Annotated in this window: 10 protein-coding genes and 1 pseudogene; 4 read left to right on the plus strand and 7 right to left on the minus strand. The window is 74.9% G+C overall.

All coding sequences use genetic code 11. The annotated features are described in order from the left end of the window. Positions 1-173 precede the first annotated feature (173 nt). Entirely contained in the window at positions 174-1,931 is a 1,758-nt protein-coding gene (locus ACVMYR_RS18765) for a CDP-glycerol glycerophosphotransferase family protein (RefSeq protein ID WP_077937094.1), read from the plus strand. Between the two features lie 57 nt (positions 1,932-1,988). Here ACVMYR_RS18765 and ACVMYR_RS18770 read toward each other — a convergent pair whose 3' ends face one another. Together ACVMYR_RS18770 and ACVMYR_RS18775 are read right to left on the minus strand one after the other, a co-directional pair. Continuing rightward, on the minus strand, positions 1,989-2,531 hold the full coding sequence (locus ACVMYR_RS18770) for an acyltransferase (protein WP_043962783.1): 543 nt from the start codon (positions 2,529-2,531) through the stop codon (positions 1,989-1,991). A gap of 162 nt (positions 2,532-2,693) precedes the next feature. Further along, positions 2,694-3,032, minus strand: coding sequence for a DUF952 domain-containing protein (locus ACVMYR_RS18775; RefSeq protein WP_043962784.1), 339 nt, complete (start codon positions 3,030-3,032; stop codon positions 2,694-2,696). Positions 3,033-3,193: 161 nt separating this feature from the next. Between ACVMYR_RS18775 and ACVMYR_RS18780 the strand changes: the two genes are divergently transcribed. Together ACVMYR_RS18780 and ACVMYR_RS18785 are read left to right on the plus strand one after the other, a co-directional pair. Then, positions 3,194-3,850 (plus strand): response regulator transcription factor, encoded by a 657-nt coding sequence (locus ACVMYR_RS18780; RefSeq protein WP_457122333.1) that lies wholly within the window; start codon positions 3,194-3,196, stop codon positions 3,848-3,850. A 10-nt stretch (positions 3,851-3,860) separates the two neighbouring features. Then, positions 3,861-5,279, plus strand: a complete 1,419-nt coding sequence (locus ACVMYR_RS18785) for a sensor histidine kinase (protein WP_431896790.1) — start codon at positions 3,861-3,863, stop codon at positions 5,277-5,279. Between the two features lie 4 nt (positions 5,280-5,283). On the opposite strand, the gene ACVMYR_RS18790 is transcribed toward ACVMYR_RS18785, so the two are convergent. The 4 genes from ACVMYR_RS18790 to ACVMYR_RS18805 form a co-directional block, all read right to left on the minus strand. Continuing rightward, positions 5,284-6,240: a TAXI family TRAP transporter solute-binding subunit gene (locus ACVMYR_RS18790; RefSeq protein WP_077937136.1), complete on the minus strand. Its 957-nt coding sequence runs from the start codon at positions 6,238-6,240 to the stop codon at positions 5,284-5,286. Between the two features lie 108 nt (positions 6,241-6,348). Next, positions 6,349-7,056, minus strand: coding sequence for a hypothetical protein (locus ACVMYR_RS18795; RefSeq protein ID WP_077937137.1), 708 nt, complete (start codon positions 7,054-7,056; stop codon positions 6,349-6,351). A gap of 106 nt (positions 7,057-7,162) precedes the next feature. Next, a complete protein-coding gene (gene yaaA, locus ACVMYR_RS18800; protein ID WP_077937098.1) occupies positions 7,163-7,978 on the minus strand; it encodes a peroxide stress protein YaaA in 816 nt (271 codons plus the stop codon). A 64-nt stretch (positions 7,979-8,042) separates the two neighbouring features. Continuing rightward, a complete protein-coding gene (locus tag ACVMYR_RS18805; RefSeq protein WP_077937138.1) occupies positions 8,043-9,659 on the minus strand; it encodes a hypothetical protein in 1,617 nt (538 codons plus the stop codon). Positions 9,660-9,821: 162 nt separating this feature from the next. On the opposite strand from ACVMYR_RS18805, the gene ACVMYR_RS18810 reads away from it, so the two are divergent. Continuing rightward, positions 9,822-10,862, plus strand: a complete 1,041-nt coding sequence (locus ACVMYR_RS18810; RefSeq protein ID WP_043964328.1) for an App1 family protein — start codon at positions 9,822-9,824, stop codon at positions 10,860-10,862. 800 nt (positions 10,863-11,662) lie between these two features. Here ACVMYR_RS18810 and ACVMYR_RS18815 read toward each other — a convergent pair. After that, positions 11,663-15,322 (minus strand): annotated as a pseudogene (locus tag ACVMYR_RS18815) (LamG-like jellyroll fold domain-containing protein); the annotation flags it as partial. Positions 15,323-15,367 lie beyond the last annotated feature (45 nt).

Genomic DNA, 15,367 nt, shown 5'->3' on the forward strand with positions numbered 1-15,367 from the left:
GACGAAGCCCGTAATACCCGAATATGGCTCGCCGTTCGTCTCGCGTTAAGGTCTGGGGGCGAGTGGGACCAGGACGACACACGGGGGTCCCCGCCGCTAGCCGCACTGAACGAGGAGGCCGGTCCCGCACGGGGCCCGGCCCCGTCGCCGATCTCGTTGGGGGAGAGTAACCGTTGTTCGGCAAGTTGATGGGACCGGCGGGCGTGGCCGCTCGCGGGGCCGTGCTGCTGCTCTTCTACCTGATCGCGCTCACCGCGGGAGCCCTCGGCGCGGTCTGGGTGTTCGCGGTGAGCGGGATCGCCGCGATCGCCGGTGAGTTCGCCCTCGCCCGGTGGTCGGCGCCCACCATGACGCTGCTGGAGAAGGTCGGCCTCGGCCGCGGCTACCGGCAGCTCACCCGCGACCTCTCGGCCGTGCTGCTCGTGGTCTCGGCGATCCGGCCCAGCTCGGTCGAGCTGACCGCGATCCTGCTGCTGCCCGCCGTGACCTGGGTGATCGCGGTCTTCGCCGGGGCGCTGAACCGCATGATCGACCGGCGCAACCCGGTCTCCGCGCTGGTACGCAACATCGACCTCGGCCCGATGCGCTCGGCGCCGCGCCCACCCGAGTGGGCGGCCGGGGTCGCCGGTGAGCGGCTCGCCATGTGCAACCTCCTGCTGGTCCCGGCGGCCGTGCTCTCGGCGCTGTGGGACGACGCCGCGCCGGTGCTGGCCGGCGCTGCCGCCGCCGTGCTCGCCGCGGCCGTGGCCGGTGGCATCGTCGCGCTGACCTGGCTGCGGGGCCGGGGCACCGGCAAGAGCCCGGTGCTGCCGGCGGTGCAGAAGTGGCTGGACTCCTACCGGCCCGAGGTCGCCCTCTACTTCGCCGGCCCCGCGAAGGACGTCTACCAGGCCAACATGTGGCTGGCCCCGACCGAGGCCCTCGAACGGCGGGCCGTGGTGCTGATGCGCAGCCGCGAGGCGTTCAACGAGCTGGCCGACACCCGGCTGCCGGTGATCTGCGTGCCGGCCGGGGTGGACTTCATGAACCTTGAGCTGGGCAGCGTCCGCGCCGCCATGTACGCGGCGAACGTCGGCGCGAACATCCACATGCTCCGGGAGCCGGGCATGAAGCACGTCTTCGTCGGGCACGGCGACAGCGACAAGCAGGCCAGCGTCAACCCGTACAGCAAGGTGTACGACGAGGTGTGGGTCGCCGGCCTGGCGGGCCGGGAGCGGTACGCGCGGGCCGGCGTCGGCGTGCTGGACGCCGACATCGTCGAGATCGGACGGCCGCAGCTCGCGGGCGTGCACACGTTCGGCTCGGAGTCGCCCGACCGGCCCTTCACCGTGCTCTACGCGCCGACGTGGGAGGGCTGGCTCGACGACGACCCGTACCACACGTCGCTGGTGCTGATGGGGGAGCGGATCGTCCGGGGCCTGCTCGCCGCCCGCCCGTCGCTGCGGCTGATCTACAAGCCGCACCCGCTGACCGGCACCCGGTCCAAGGAGGCGAAGGCCGTCCACGAGCGGGTGGTGGAGCTGATCGGCGCGGCCGGCGGCGACGTCGACGCCAGCTCCCTCGACGGCCCCCGCCACCGGGTCGTCACCGGCCGGGTCCCGGCCCTGTTCGACTGCTTCAACCAGACGGACCTGCTGATCAGCGACATCTCCAGCGTGGTCTCCGACTTCGTGCAGAGCCAGCGCCCGTACGTGGTGGCGAACCCGAGCGGCCTGCCCGAGGACGACTTCCGCCGCAACTTCCCCACCTCCCGGGGCGCGTACCTGCTGTCGCGCGACTGCGGCGAGCTGGAGAAGATCGTCGCGCTCACCCGGGCCGGCGACGACCCGATGACCGAGGCCCGCCGGGACCTGAAGGTCTACCTGCTCGGCCCGGACGAGCCGAACTCGATGGAGCGGTTCCGGCAGGAGATCGGCCGCCTCTGCGGCTGATCGGCGACGCCAGGCGAAAGGGGGCGGCACCTGCCGCCCCCTTTCGCCGTACCACCGTCAGTCGGGGCGGCGCGGGCTGGTCACGTCGCGGGAGACGACCTCACCCTTCTCGTCCACCCAGCCCTTCGGCCGCGCCGGGTTGCCGGCGACCAGCTGGTACGGCGCCACGTCCCGGGTGACCACCGAACCGGCGGCGACCATCGCGTACTCGCCGATCTCGACCCCGCACACGAGGGTGGCGTTCGCGCCGATCGACGCGCCCCGGCGGACCAGCGTCGGCGTGATGGTCCAGTCCGGGTTCTGCGCCCGGGGGCGCAGGTCGTTGGTGAAGACGGCGCACGGGCCGACGAAGACCTCGTCCTCGATGGTCACGCCCTGGTACACCGACACGTTGTTCTGGATCTTCACGAGGTCGCCGACGGTGACGCCGGCGTCGACGTACACGTTGCGACCGATCACGCAGCCGGCGCCGACCCGGGCGCTGGACCGGATGTGGGCCAGGTGCCAGACCTTGGTGCCGTCGCCCACTCGGGCGCCCTCCTCCACGTCGGCGCTGGGGTGGACGAAGGTCGCGGCAGGCTGTTCGGTGGTGTCAGTCATCCTTCAACTCGCATCGCTCGGGGCGCCGGGCGCCGGCGGTGGACGCGGCGGAACGACGGCGGGTGTTCGCCGCCGTCCGCGCGGGATCGGGGGCTGCCGCGCCCGGCGGTGGGCTCGGAGGGCCCGGCCGGGGCGTCGGCCGGGAGTGAGCATAGCGAGCGGTCAGCCCAGCAGGCGCGCGACCGCGTCGGCGGCCGGCACGTCGGCCGGCAGGGCGTGCGCCTCGACCACGGCGGCGACCGGCAGCGCCGCGTACAGGTGGGGGAAGAGCTCGCCGCCCCGCGACGGCTCCCAGCGCAGCGCCGCGCCGAGCGCCGCCGGATCGACGGCGAGCAGGGTCAGCCCGGTGGCGCCGGCGAAGTGCCGCCGGGCGGTCTCGACCAGTTGGCCGGCGGCGGAGAGGTGGATGAACCCGTCCTGGCGGTCCACCGCCGAGCCGGCGAAGTGCCCGGCGGCGCGGGCGGCGTCCCACTCCGTACCGGTCAGCAGTTTGTAGATCACCCCCGCAGCCTACGGCCGGGCCACCCCCGGCGGGCCGGGACCGGCGGGCCGCCGGGGGGTCACGCGGGCAGGGCACACGGGGACTGACCGGGCGGCCCTCCCGCCCGGTCGGCGCGTCTGCGACCATTCCACGGTCGAGAACGAGGAACCGGGGAGGCGGGTTGCGCATCCTGCTGGTCGAGGACGACCGTCGGGTGGCCGCCGCCCTGTCGTCCGCCCTGACCCGCCGCGGCTACGAGGTGGAGCACGCGGCCACCGTCGCGGCGGCGCTGCGCGCCGCGCCCTGCGACCTGGTGCTGCTCGACCTGACCCTGCCCGACGGCGACGGCACCGACCTGTGCCGCGCCCTGCGTCGGCGCAGCGCCCAGCTCGCCATCATCGCCGTCACCGCCCGGGGCGAGGAACGCGACCGCGTCCTGGGCCTGCGGCTGGGCGCCGACGACTACGTGGTGAAGCCCTTCTCGATGGTCGAGCTGCAGGCGCGGATCGAGGCGGTGCTGCGTCGGGCCGCGCACGCCGCCCCGGAGCGGGACGTGATCGAGGCGGGGCCCGTGCGCATTGACGTCGCCGCCCGGACCGTCACGGTCGCGGGCCGGGAGGTCACCCTCACCCGCAAGGAGTTCGACATCCTGGTGTCGCTGGCCCGGCAGCTCGGGGTGGCGGTGTCCCGCGACCGGATCCTGCTGGACGTGTGGGGCACCACCTGGGCCGACCGGCACACCGTGGAGGTGCACGTCGGGTCGCTGCGCGGCAAGCTGGGCGACCCCCGGCTGGTGGAGACCGTACGCGGGGTCGGCTACCGGCTGCGCGGGGAGTGAGGGGAGCCCCGTGCGTCGTCGGCTGGTCATCAGCTACCTGCTGCTGATGGTGCTGGTGCTCGTCGCGCTGGAGACCCCGCTCGCGGCGACCCTGGCCACCCGGGAGACCGACCTGGTGCGCGCCGACCGGCTCGCCGACGCCACCCGGTTCGCCTCGCTCGCCGGGCCGGCGCTGCGCGGCGGCGTCCCCGGGCCGCTCGGCGGCGAGCTGAGCAGCTACGACGAGCTGTACGGCATCGGCGCGGCGGTGGTCGACCGGGACCGCCGCACGGTGGTGGCGTCGCGCAGCTGGCGGTCGGGTGCCGGGACCGAGTCGGCGCTGGACAACGCGCTGGCCGGGCAGCAGTTCAGCGCCCCGGGCTCGGTGTGGCCCTGGGCGGACGGCCCCGTCGTGGTGGCGGTGCCGATCAACGACGGCGGCGAGGTGCTCGGCGCCGTCGTCATCACCACCCCGGCCGGCGCGCTGCGCCGTACCGTCACCGCGTGGTGGCTGCTGCTCGCGGCGACCGGCATCGTCGCCGTGCTGGCCTGCGTGCTCACCGCGTTCGGGCTGGCCGGGTGGGTGCTGCGCCCGGTCACCGAGCTGGACGCCGTCACCCACGAGATCGCCGAGGGGGACCGGGGGGCCCGGGTCCAGCACCGGCTGGGCCCGCCGGAGCTGCGCCGCCTGGCGGCGAGCTTCAACAACATGGCCGACGTGGTGTCCGACGTGATGGACCGGCAGCGGGCGTTCGTCGCCCACGCCAGCCATCAGCTGCGCAACCCGCTGACCGCCCTGCGACTGCGGGTCGAGGAGCTGGGGCCGAGCCTGACCGATCCGCAGGGGCGGGCCGAGCACCGGCTCGCGCTGGAGGAGACCGACCGGCTGGCGCTGCTGCTCGACGCCCTGCTCACCCTGGCGCGCGCCGAGCGCGAGGAGAACCAGCGGGTCACCGTCGACGCGGCGGCCGTGGCCGCGTCGCGGGTCGCCGCGTGGCAGCCGCTGGCCCGGCACCGGTCGGTCACCCTCCGGCTGGCCACGGCCGACGGCCCGGCGTACGCCCGGACCGTGCCGACCGCGGTCGACCAGGCGCTCGACGCCCTGATCGACAACGCGGTGAAGTTCAGCGGCACGGGCGGCGAGGTGACGGTGAGCGTCGGGCGCGCCGACGACGGGGTGGCCCTGGAGGTCCGGGACACCGGACCGGGCATGACCCTCGACCAGCTCGACCGGGCCACCGAGCGGTTCTGGCGGGCCCCGGAGGTGCAGAACGTCGACGGGGCGGGGCTCGGGCTGACCATCGTGGCGGTCCTCGTCGACGCCTCCGACGGCCGGCTCACCATGCGGCCGGGGCAGCCGCGCGGGCTGGTGGCCGGCCTGTGGTTCCCGGCCCCCGACGCGGTCGACGCGGCACCCGCCCACGCCCCGGTCGCGGACGACGCCGGCTGACCGGTCAGGGCTTGGCCGACCGGTACCAGGCGGCGGCCCCCGGATGCAGCGGCAGCGGGGCGGTGGCGATCGCCGACCGGGGGCTCATCCGGCCGGCCGCCGGGTGGGCCGCCGCCAGCTCCGCGCGGCGCTCCATCAGCAGCCGGGTCACCTCGCGCACCAGCGGCTCCGGCAGGTCCGCCCGGACCACCAGGTAGTTCGGGTTCGCCACGGTCGTGACCGGCTCCACCCCGTACACCGAGCGGGGGATGTCGCGGGACACGTAGACCTCGCGGTAGCTGCGCCGCAGCGGCTCGGTCCACTCGCCCAGGTCGACGATCCGTACGGCGCTGCCGGCGGCGAGTTCCTCGACGCCGCGCACCGGCAGCCCGCCGGAGAAGAAGAACGCGTCGATGCGGCCGGCGCGCAGCGCGGCGACGGAGTCGTCGAGGCCGAGCCGTTCCCGGCGCACGGCGGTGCCGCCGAGGTGGGCGACCTCCAGCAACCGGGTGGCGGTGATCTCCGTGCCGGAGCCGGGCGCGCCGACGGAGACCCGCCGGCCCCGCAGGTCGGCCACCGTGCGGACCGGGCTGCCGGCCGTGGTGACCAGGTGCAGCAGGTCGTCGTAGACCCGCGCCACCGCCAGGACCCTCGGGTGCTCCTCCCGCTCGGTGGGCAGCACGTCGGCCTGGGTGAAGCCCAGCTCGGCCTGGCCCGCGCCCACCAGGCGCATGTTCTCCGCCGAGGCGGCGGTCACCACCACGCTCGCCCGCACCCCGGGCAGCTCCCGGTTGAGGATGCCGGCCAGCGACCGGCCGAACGCGTGGTAGACGGCCGTGGGGCTGCCGGTGGCGATGCGGATCGACACCGGTTCGCCCGGCGAGTCCTGGCAGCCGGCGAGCCCGGGTGCCGCCGCGACCAGCACCAGCAGCAGCGCCGCCACGCCGGCGGCGCGCGGGGGCACAGTCCAGCTACGGCTCACCCGGTGCACTCTGCGCGGTGCACCGCCGCCCGCGCAAGCCCACGGGCCGCACCCGCCGCTGGGCGGGCCCGTCCCCGCCCGCGCGGGGCGGCCGGTGCGCGGGGCCGGTCAGCCGACGGCGGCCACCCCCGGCCCGGTCGCCGGGTCCAGGGTGACGCTGTGCAGGATGCGGTCCCGGTCCGGGCCGTCGGCCACACTCACCACGAAGCAGCCCGCGCCGGGCCGCAGCAGAGCGGGCACCTCCAGCAGGGCGGCCCCCCGGACCAGCACGGCGGCCAGCTCCCGGTCGGTCAGCCGGATCCCGAGGATGTGCCGGCGCACGTGCCGGCCGCCGGCCAGCAGCGACGCCCGCCACGCCGCGGCGGCCAGCCGGGGCCGCCACGTGCGGCGCGGCGCCGACGCCCCCGACGCGGGCCCGCCGAGCAGCTCCCGGCGACCCTGCCGCCAGCCGGTCTCCACCAGCGCCGCGTACACCGCCCGGTGCTCGCGGGCCACCTGGAGGCGGTGCAGCTCGTAACGGCGGCGCAGGCCACCGGTGGTCACCTCGTGCCGCACCGGGATCTCCAGCCGGGCCAGGAGCTGGCGCATCCGGTGCGCCGCGTCCTCCCGGTTGAACTCGGCGGCGGGGCCGGTGTGCGGGTGGGCGGGGGCCGCCGGCCGCCGTCCGGCCCGGACGGGTGCGGCCGGGGCGGCCGGCGCGGACACGCAGCGCAACAGGCAGGCCACCTCGAACGCGTCGGCGAGGGTCACCCAGTCCAGCGGGGCCGGGGTCGCCGGAAGACGAGGCCGGTCGAGCAGCGTGGGTTCGAGGGGCACCACAGTCTCCTTGTCGGCGTCGGATACCCCATACCGTGGCCCGCCGGACGGCCCGGTGGTACCCGTGGCCGCCAGGCTTGAGGAAATCTTGCGACAGTTCAGAGCGTCACAACTGCGTCACCACCACGTCGACCGCCCGGGGCCGCCCGGCCGCCACGGGCTGCTCCAGCACCGTGTACTTCGCCTCCCGCAGGGCGGCCACCAGCCCGTCGGCGGTGCGCGGCCGGGCCCCGGCGGTGAGCAGGTCGCGCACCAGCCGCCCCTTCGTCGCCTTGTTGAAGTGGCTCACCACGCTGCGGACCGGCCCGGAGGGGGTGTCCCGCTCGTGCAGCACCCGCACGGTCACCGTTCGCTCCGCCAGCTCGCCGCGCGGGGTCCACGTCGCCGCGTACGCGCCGGAGCGCAGGTCCAGCACCGGGCCGCGCCCGGCCGCCGCCTCCAGCGCCGGACCCAGCTCCCGCCGCCAGTACGCCGACAGCGCCCCCACGCCGGGCAGCCGCGCCCCGATCGGGCACCGGTACGGCGGGATGCGGTCGGTGAGCCGCACCGCGCCCCACAGCCCGGAGCTGATCAGCACCGACCGGCGGGCCGCCCGCTGCGCCGCCGCCGGCAACGTGGCCAGGTCGAGGGCCTCGTAGAGCACGCCCGTGTAGAGCCGGCCCGCCTCGGCGGTGGCCGCCCGCTCCAGCCGCGCGTTGCGGCGCAGCTCGCCGGCCAGCCCCGGGGTCAGCCCCAGCGCCTCCAGGGCCGCCGTCTCGTCCGGGGCCCCCGGCCCGGCCGGGCCCGCGCAGAGCCCCACCAGCGCCGCCAGCACCCGCGCCCGGGCGTCGGTCAGCTCGGGCAGGGACAGCCGGGTCAGGTCCAGCCGCCGGCCGGTCCCGGCGTCGGCCTTGCCCTCCGAGGGCGGCAGCAGGATGAGCATCGCCTCACGACTCCTCGCGCACCCGGCGACGTGCGCGCCGGTCGGGCCAGCGTACGCACCCCGCTCAGCGCCACGGCCGCACGGCCGTCTCCGGGTGGTACACGCGATACCGGCCGACCTCGGCGCGCAGCGCCGCCCCGGCGCGCGGGCCGAGCAGCTCCCGCAGCCGCCGGTCGGCCGGGCCGCCGGCCACCAGCACGTAACCGGGCCGGTCGGCCAGCGCCACCTGCCGCCAGTACGGCCGGTACCGGTTCTGCCCCGGCATGAGCCGCCCGTCGAGCACCCCGCAGAGCACCTCCTCCGCCGTCTCGAAGACCAGCCGGTTGCAGGTCCAGTACTCGCCGTACACCGCTTGCAGCCCCGCCCGGCGCACCACGTCGGCCAGCTGCCGGGCCTGCCGCTCCTCGACGCGCAGCGGCCCGAGACCCGCCACGAACAGGCCGGTGGCGGCCAACGCCGTGGCGACCAGCCCCGCCAGCGCGGCCGTCGCCGACGCCCCGGCGAGCCGCCCGGCCGCGCCCGCCGGGCCCCGCCACACGTGCCGGGCCGCCACCCACAACGGCCACAGCACCACCGGCAGCGACAGCTGCAGCACCGACAGGTAGCGGGCGTTGTTCAGCGGGTCGGTGGCGGCCAGCGGGCTGCGCACGTACGCCGCGAGGGTCGACGCCGCGCCCGCGACCAGGGCGAGCTGCGCGGCCGGCCCGACCCGGTCGCCGGCCGGCCGGGCGGCGGCCCGCCGGTACGCGACCAGCGCGAGCACCGCGGCGGCGACCAGCAGCACGGGGTAGGCCACCCCGAACCACTGCTGCCAGCGGGCGCAGCCGCCGGCCGGGCACAGCCCGGTGGCCAGCGGCACCCCCTCCAGCAGCCCGCCGCGCAGCCGCTCGGCCAGCGGCGGCGCCGCGCCGGCCTCCCCGCTGATCCGCCGCACCACCGACAGCGAGTCCTGCCCCGGCGGCGCGCGCAGGCTGTCGACGATCAGCGGCACCGCCCCGACGGCGAACCCGGCGGCCAGCGCCGCCCCGCACCAACCGAGCAGCTCCCGGCGCAGCACCCAGGCCAGCAGCAGGACGGCCGCCGCCAGGTACGGCACGATCAGCCAGTCCGACCAGACGGCCAGCCCGGCCAGCAGCCCCGCCACCCCGGCCGCCAGCGGCCGGGACCGCACCCGCCCGTCGGCCAGCCCCACCGCCACCAGCAGGATCGCCAGCACCGCCGGCTTCACCTCGGGCCGCCCGCCGACCGCCTGCAACTGGTCGCGCAGCACCCGCTCCGGGCCGAGCGCGAGCAGGCCGACGACCAGCACGGCGAACCAGGGCGCGCAGATCCGCCGGGTCAGCCGGTAGGCCAGGAACACGAACAGCGCCCACAGCGCCAGCACCGGCAGCCGCAGCACCGGCCAGCTCGGCCCGGCGACGGCGACCAGCGGCGCCGCCAGGTACGCCTCCGCCATGCCCATGTAGCGCTGCCCGTACAGGAACACGGGGTGCTCGCGGCCGGCGGCGATGTGCAGCGCGGCCAGGCCGAAGGTGGCCTCGTCGCTGTTCGACACGGGCACCGTGAGCAGCGTGAGGACCAGCCGGTAGCCGAACCCGGCCAGCCCGAGCAGCAGCGCCGCCAGCGCCGGCCGGTCGAGCGCCGGACGCCACCGCCCACGGTCCCGCACAGCTGTCGACACGACCAACGCCCCCGTCGTCGCCCCGACCGGAGTGTGTCACGCGCCCGGGACGCGCCGGGCCGGATCGCCGCAGACCGGGGGCGGGCCGAGGTCGCCCGTGCGGCCGTCGCGGAGCCGGCGGCTCGCGTGGCCGACGTCGCCGCGGTGTGGCAGGGTTGCCGTGTGCCACCGACACCCGCCGGCGAACTGGCCGTACCGAACCTGCACCGGGCCGCGCGGTTCGAGGACGCCGTGCACAACCTGGTCGAGCGTCGGCTGCGGCGCACCGGGTGGCAGACCAACATCATCGCGTACGCCGGCTACGGCGCCCCCGGCTGGGCGCGGGTGCTGTGCCGGGTGCTGCTCGGCCGCCCCGACACCCGGTCCCGGCAGCGGCTGGAGAAGGTGCGCGGCTGGCGCAGCTTCACCACCCTGCCCGCCAAGCACGTGACGGTCACCATCGAGGCCGGCGGGGTGACGCACGAGGCGAAGGCCGACCGCAGCGGCTTCGTCGACACCGTCGTCGAGGCCGACCTGACCCCCGGCTGGGCGTCGGTGCGCCTCAGCGTCGCCGACGCCGAGCCGGTGGAGGCACTGATCCGCGTCCTCGACCCGAACGTCCGGTTCGGCATCCTCTCCGACATCGACGACACGGTCATGGTGACCGCCCTGCCGCGTCCGCTGCTCGCCGCGTGGAACACCTTCGTCCTCGACGAGCACGCCCGCGCCGCCGTGCCCGGCATGGCGGTGCTCTACGAGCGCCTCGTCACCGCCCACCCCGGCGCGCCCGTGTTCTACCTGTCCACGGGCGCGTGGAACGTCGCGCCGACGCTGACCCGGTTCCTGTCCCGGCACCTCTACCCGGCCGGGCCGCTGCTGCTCACCGACTGGGGGCCGACGGCCGACCGGTGGTTCCGCAGCGGCCGGGAACACAAGCGCGCCACCCTGGCCCGGCTGTCGCGGGAGTTCCCCGACGTGCGCTGGCTGCTCATCGGCGACGACGGCCAGCACGACCCGGAGATCTACCGCGAGTTCGCCGCCGGGCACCCCGACAACGTGGCCGGCGTGGCGATCCGCCGGCTGTCACCCACCCAGTCGGTGCTCGCCGGCAGCCTGCCCACCCCGTCGGGCAGTTCCTCCTCGGGCCCCGTGGGGCAGAAGTGGCTCTCCGCGCCGGACGGCGCGGGCCTGTGGAAGCTGCTGCGCGACGCCGGCCTGGTCTGACCCGCCCCCGCTCGGCACCGGCCGGTGGTGATCTGGCTGCGGGCGCTCAACAGGCCCGCCGACGCGCCGGGATACAGCCACAGGATCCCCGTCGAGTTCTCCCGGGCGACGACGTCGGGTTTGCCGTCGCGGTTGAAGTCGGTCAGGCCGAACGAGGTGTAACCGCCCCAGCCCACGCCGACCTGGGTGATGCTGACCGCCGGGAAGTCGTACAACCGCAGGATGCCGGTGCTCGCCACCCGGGCGTAGACGTCCGGCGTGGCATCGCCGACGACGTTGGCGATGCCGTACGGGGCGTAGTCGGTCGACCAGCCGTCGCCGATGTCCACCCGGGCGCTCGTGCCGCCGGCGAGGTCGCCGGGATACACCCACAGGTCGTTGGTGGAGCCCGCCGTGATCACGTCCTGGAAGCCGTCGCGGTTCCAGTCGGCCACCCCGTACGGGCGGTAGTTGCACCACTGGTTGCCCAGGAACGTCGGTGTGGCGCTCAGGTCGTCGGCCGTGCCGAGGAAGACCTGCAGCTCGCAGGAGGTGTTGTCGCGGACCACGATGTCCTGGTTGCCGTCGTGGTCCCAGTCGGCGATGCCGAAGACGGTGAACTGGTTCCACCCGGTCGACATCAGCCGCGGGGTGCCCACCTGCGCGTTCTGCTTGCGGTACCGCCACAGGTTGCCGCCGGTGTCGGCCGCGTAGATGTCCGTCTCCGTGGTCCCGGTGCCGGGCGGCGTCCAGGTGGTCGCGCCGAACGGGGTGCGTGCCCCGGTCGCCGGCACGGTGTTGGTGGCCCCCACCTGGGTCGGGGTGAGCGCCCGCTTCCACACCTGGAGGTTGCTGATCATCCCGGCGTAGTAGGCGGTGGGCTGGCCCTGGTAGAGGTAGCGGCCGACGACGAACTTGCCGCCGCTGGGCCACGTCGGCGTCGCGGTGAACTGGGCGCTGCCCTTGAGCACCCCGTTGACGTACAGCGAGATCGTCCGGGTCTTGGCGTTGAAGGTCGCCACCAGGTGCGTCCAGACGCCGAGCGCCGTCCCGGCCGGCGTCACCACCTGGGTGTACGACCAGCCGCTGTCGGCGTTGCCCATGCCGAAGCGCCACGTGTTGTCGCTCGTGTTGTTCCACAGCAGGAAGCGCGACGCGTTGGCGCCGTCCTCGCTGGCGATGACCCCGCCCGCCGCGGTCGGCTTGGCCCAGACCGAGATGCTGAACGACTTCGTGGTGTCGATCAGCGGGCTGTTGACCGTCAGCGCCCCGTCGCCCGTGGGGTTCACCGTGGTGCCGGTCTCGTCGGTGTTCATGATGAGGGCCGGGCTGAACAGGTCGTCGCTGCGCCAGTAGGCGTCGCCGCCGGAGGCGGTCAGCGTGCTGCCGCCGGTGACGTCCGTCGCGGTCGTGACCGCCCCGTCGCCGAGGTCGTCGAACTTCCAGGTGTGGTCCGAGGTGATCAGGGTCTGCTTCGGCTGCGCCGTGACGGTGGCGCTGCCGGCCTGGAGGCCGGTCACCAGCCAGGCGGTCGTGGCGGCGTCGGCGGCCACGGTCCACAGGTCCACGGTGCCGTCGCCGTTGATGTCGCCCGCGCGCAGGCTCAGGTTCGCGCCGGTGTTCCAGCCGGACGCCGCGAGGGTGCGGGCGGTGTAGGTGAGCTGCCCGGTGTCCTGGCTGAACGCGAGGCCGGTCCACAGGTGCAGCGCGCCGGTGGTCCGGTTCCACAGGAACATGGCGGTGCCGTCCGACGCCTCGGCGGTGGCGATGCGCCAGTTGTTCCAGTCCGTGCCACCGGTCGGGGTCGACGCGGTGGTGTGCTGGGTGCCGAGGTAGCCGCCGGGGATGCCGAAGTTGGGATAGTAGGTGAGGAAGTAGCCGTTGGCGGCGTCCCCGCTGGTCCCGATCAGGTCGGGGTAGCCGGAGCCGGCCTGCCGGCTGTCGCCGGCGTTGGCGAGCTGGATCGGCGGGTTGCCGTTCGGGTCGTTCAGCAACGAGCCCTCGATGCCGAACTGGTTCTCGACCCGCTCGGGGCGCAGCACCGAGCCGTCGCCGTTGCCGGCGATCAGCTCCGCGCGGACGGGGTCGGCGGCCGGGTAGTAGACCAGGACGTCCTGGAAGCTGCCGCCCAGGAAGCGACCGCTGACGACCTGGGTGCCGTCGAAGTCGGACGGTGAGTTGCTCCCGGAGACCCCGTTGCCCCGGGCGCCGATGTTGCTGATGCTCGGGTTGACGCCGGCCGCGCCGTTGTTCTCCGCCAGCCAGATCCCCGCCGCGAGGTTGTTGGCGGAGCCCACGTTCAGCAGGTCGGCCCGGCCGTCGCCGGTGAGGTCACCGTCGGCCGCCGGAGTGGCCGGGGGGATGGCGTTGAAGGTCAGGGTGTCGGTCTCGCCGAAGTTCTGGCCCGCCGCCGTGACGCTGGTGACGGAGAGTGTGTTCGTCAGCCGGGTGGGTCGGACGGGAATCGTCGCGTTGCCGCTGGCGTCGGCGGTGATGGTCACCGGCGGCGCGGCGTTCAGCTGGTAGGTGTAGCCGGTCGGCAGCGTGCCGCCCACGGGCGGCGCGACGGTGAAGGTGGCTTGGACGCCGACGGTGGTCTGGGCGGGCGGCGAGATCCGCGGCGGTCCGGCGCGGGTCGCGTCGAAGGTGAACCGGCAGGTGGCCGACCAGTTGCTGGGGGTGCGGAAGTCGGTGGCCTGGACCTGCCAGGCGAAGGTGGTCGGCGCGCCGTTGCTGGTCCCGGTGACGCCGGCGGCGGCGGCGAGGGTCGCGCGGGGCACGACGTACACGGCGGTGCTGCCGGACGAGTACGTCAGCAGGTTCGGGTTGGTGTTGACCAGCAGCGTCCCGGGCGCGCTGGCCTTCCACAGCTTGAAGGTCACGCCGAGGGTGCCGCGGTTGGTGTCGGAGACCGGGGCGTAGAGCGAGACCGAGGTGTCGCCGACGACGGTGGGGCTGGCGGCGGCGCAGGACGTGGTGGGTGAGGTGGTCATCCCCGTCGGGGTGTTGGGCTTGTGGTTGTAGCGGATGGTGAGGGTGGGGCTGGTTTCGAGGAACTCCTTCCAGCTCTGGGTGTCGCTGGCCTCGTTGGCGGCGATCATCCACAGGGTGCGGGTGGGCTTCTTGGCGGTGACGTCGGCTTCGATCTGGTTGGTGACGTCGAAGGAGACGGCGGCGGCGTCGCAGCCGCTGTAGCCGTAGGCGAAGCTCTTCGACGCGGCGAGGGGGCCGTTGGACACGCCTTCCCAGTGGTTCCAGGTGGCGTTGCCGGAGGTAAGGGTGGTCGCGGGGGCGTAGATGTTGACGGTCTTGTCGGTGCAGTTCCAGGACCGGGTGTTGGTGATCTTGAAGATGGCGTCGTAGATCTCGGCCCCGGCGAGGGTGCTGTAGGGGACCGGGAAGTTGATCAGGGTCTGGGAGCGTTGGCTGCCGGAGTTGCCGACCTGCATGCGGCCGATGAGGTCGGGGGTGTCCTTCCAGAAGTTGGTGGACTGGTGCTGGTAGGAGATGGTGGCCCAGCCGGACATCTTGGGCCCGACGGGTGTCCAGTTGAACGTGGGGTCGACGTAGACGGGGTAGACGGTCGTCGGGTCGTCGAACAGCTTCCGGTCCGGGGACAGGCGCAGCGTGCCGGGGGCCATCCGTACGCCGATGGGGGCGCTCCTCGCGGTCCGGCCCGGCGCGGCGGCACTCGATGCGGCGGTGGGCCGCTCGTTGCGGCCGGTGGCGGAGTCCCACATGGTCGGGGCGGGTGCGGTGAGGACGGCCTGTCCGGCGCGGTCGCGGCCGGTGATGTTGCCGGTGGTGTCGGCGGTGAGGGTGACGCCCCGGGTGGTGGTGGTCAGGTCGAGGGTGGCCAGCTTCGGGTGTCGGGCGGCCTGGCGGTTCTTGACGACGAAGACGTGGGAGAAGCCGCCCTCGCCGGTGACCCGGACGGTGAGGTCGATGCCGGGCAGCACCTCGGGGTAGGTGGCGGTGGGCCCGGACAACGTGGGCGCGGGCAGCGCCATCGGCGCGGTGAGCGACAGCGCGCGGTCGCCGCTCGTCAGTTCGGCGAGCGGGCCGGTGCCGCCGGGGGAGAGCCGGACCTGGTTCGTGGTCACGGTCGGGGTGATGCTGCCGTCGGGGTGGCGGACCAGGGTCGGGTCGAGGCTGCGCCACTTCCCGTCGACGCGGGTGCGGGTGGGCACGGCGGTCTGGGTCAGCTCGACGGTGCCGTCGGGGCGGGCGGTCACGGTGGAGGTGGAGCTGCCGGCGGCGGTCGCCTCGACGGGCCGGCCCGTGCGTCGCGCCTCGGCCATGGCCCGGTCCACGCCGAGCGGGCCAGCGGCCGGCCTCTCGACGGGTGCCACAGGGGCTGCGGCGGCGGCCCGCGGGGCGGCCAGGGCGATGGCCGCGCCCGCCGCGACGACACTCGTCGCGACGACCGACCCGATCGCCTTCACCCCGGTTGTCCTGATAGAAGGGCTGTTCAAGGGCATGGAGTGGTTTCTCCCCCGTGCGTGTGTCCGGCGGACGCGGAATCG

The sequence above is a fragment of the Micromonospora sp. PTRAS2 genome (genome assembly GCF_054052245.1).

What these genes read in the sequence shown, in the direction of transcription:
- ACVMYR_RS18770 (WP_043962783.1), bottom strand. Translation starts at nt 2,531, where the DNA reads ATGACTGACACCACCGAACAGCCTGCCGCGACCTTCGTCCACCCCAGC.
- yaaA (WP_077937098.1), bottom strand. Translation starts at nt 7,978, where the DNA reads ATGCTCATCCTGCTGCCGCCCTCGGAGGGCAAGGCCGACGCCGGGACC.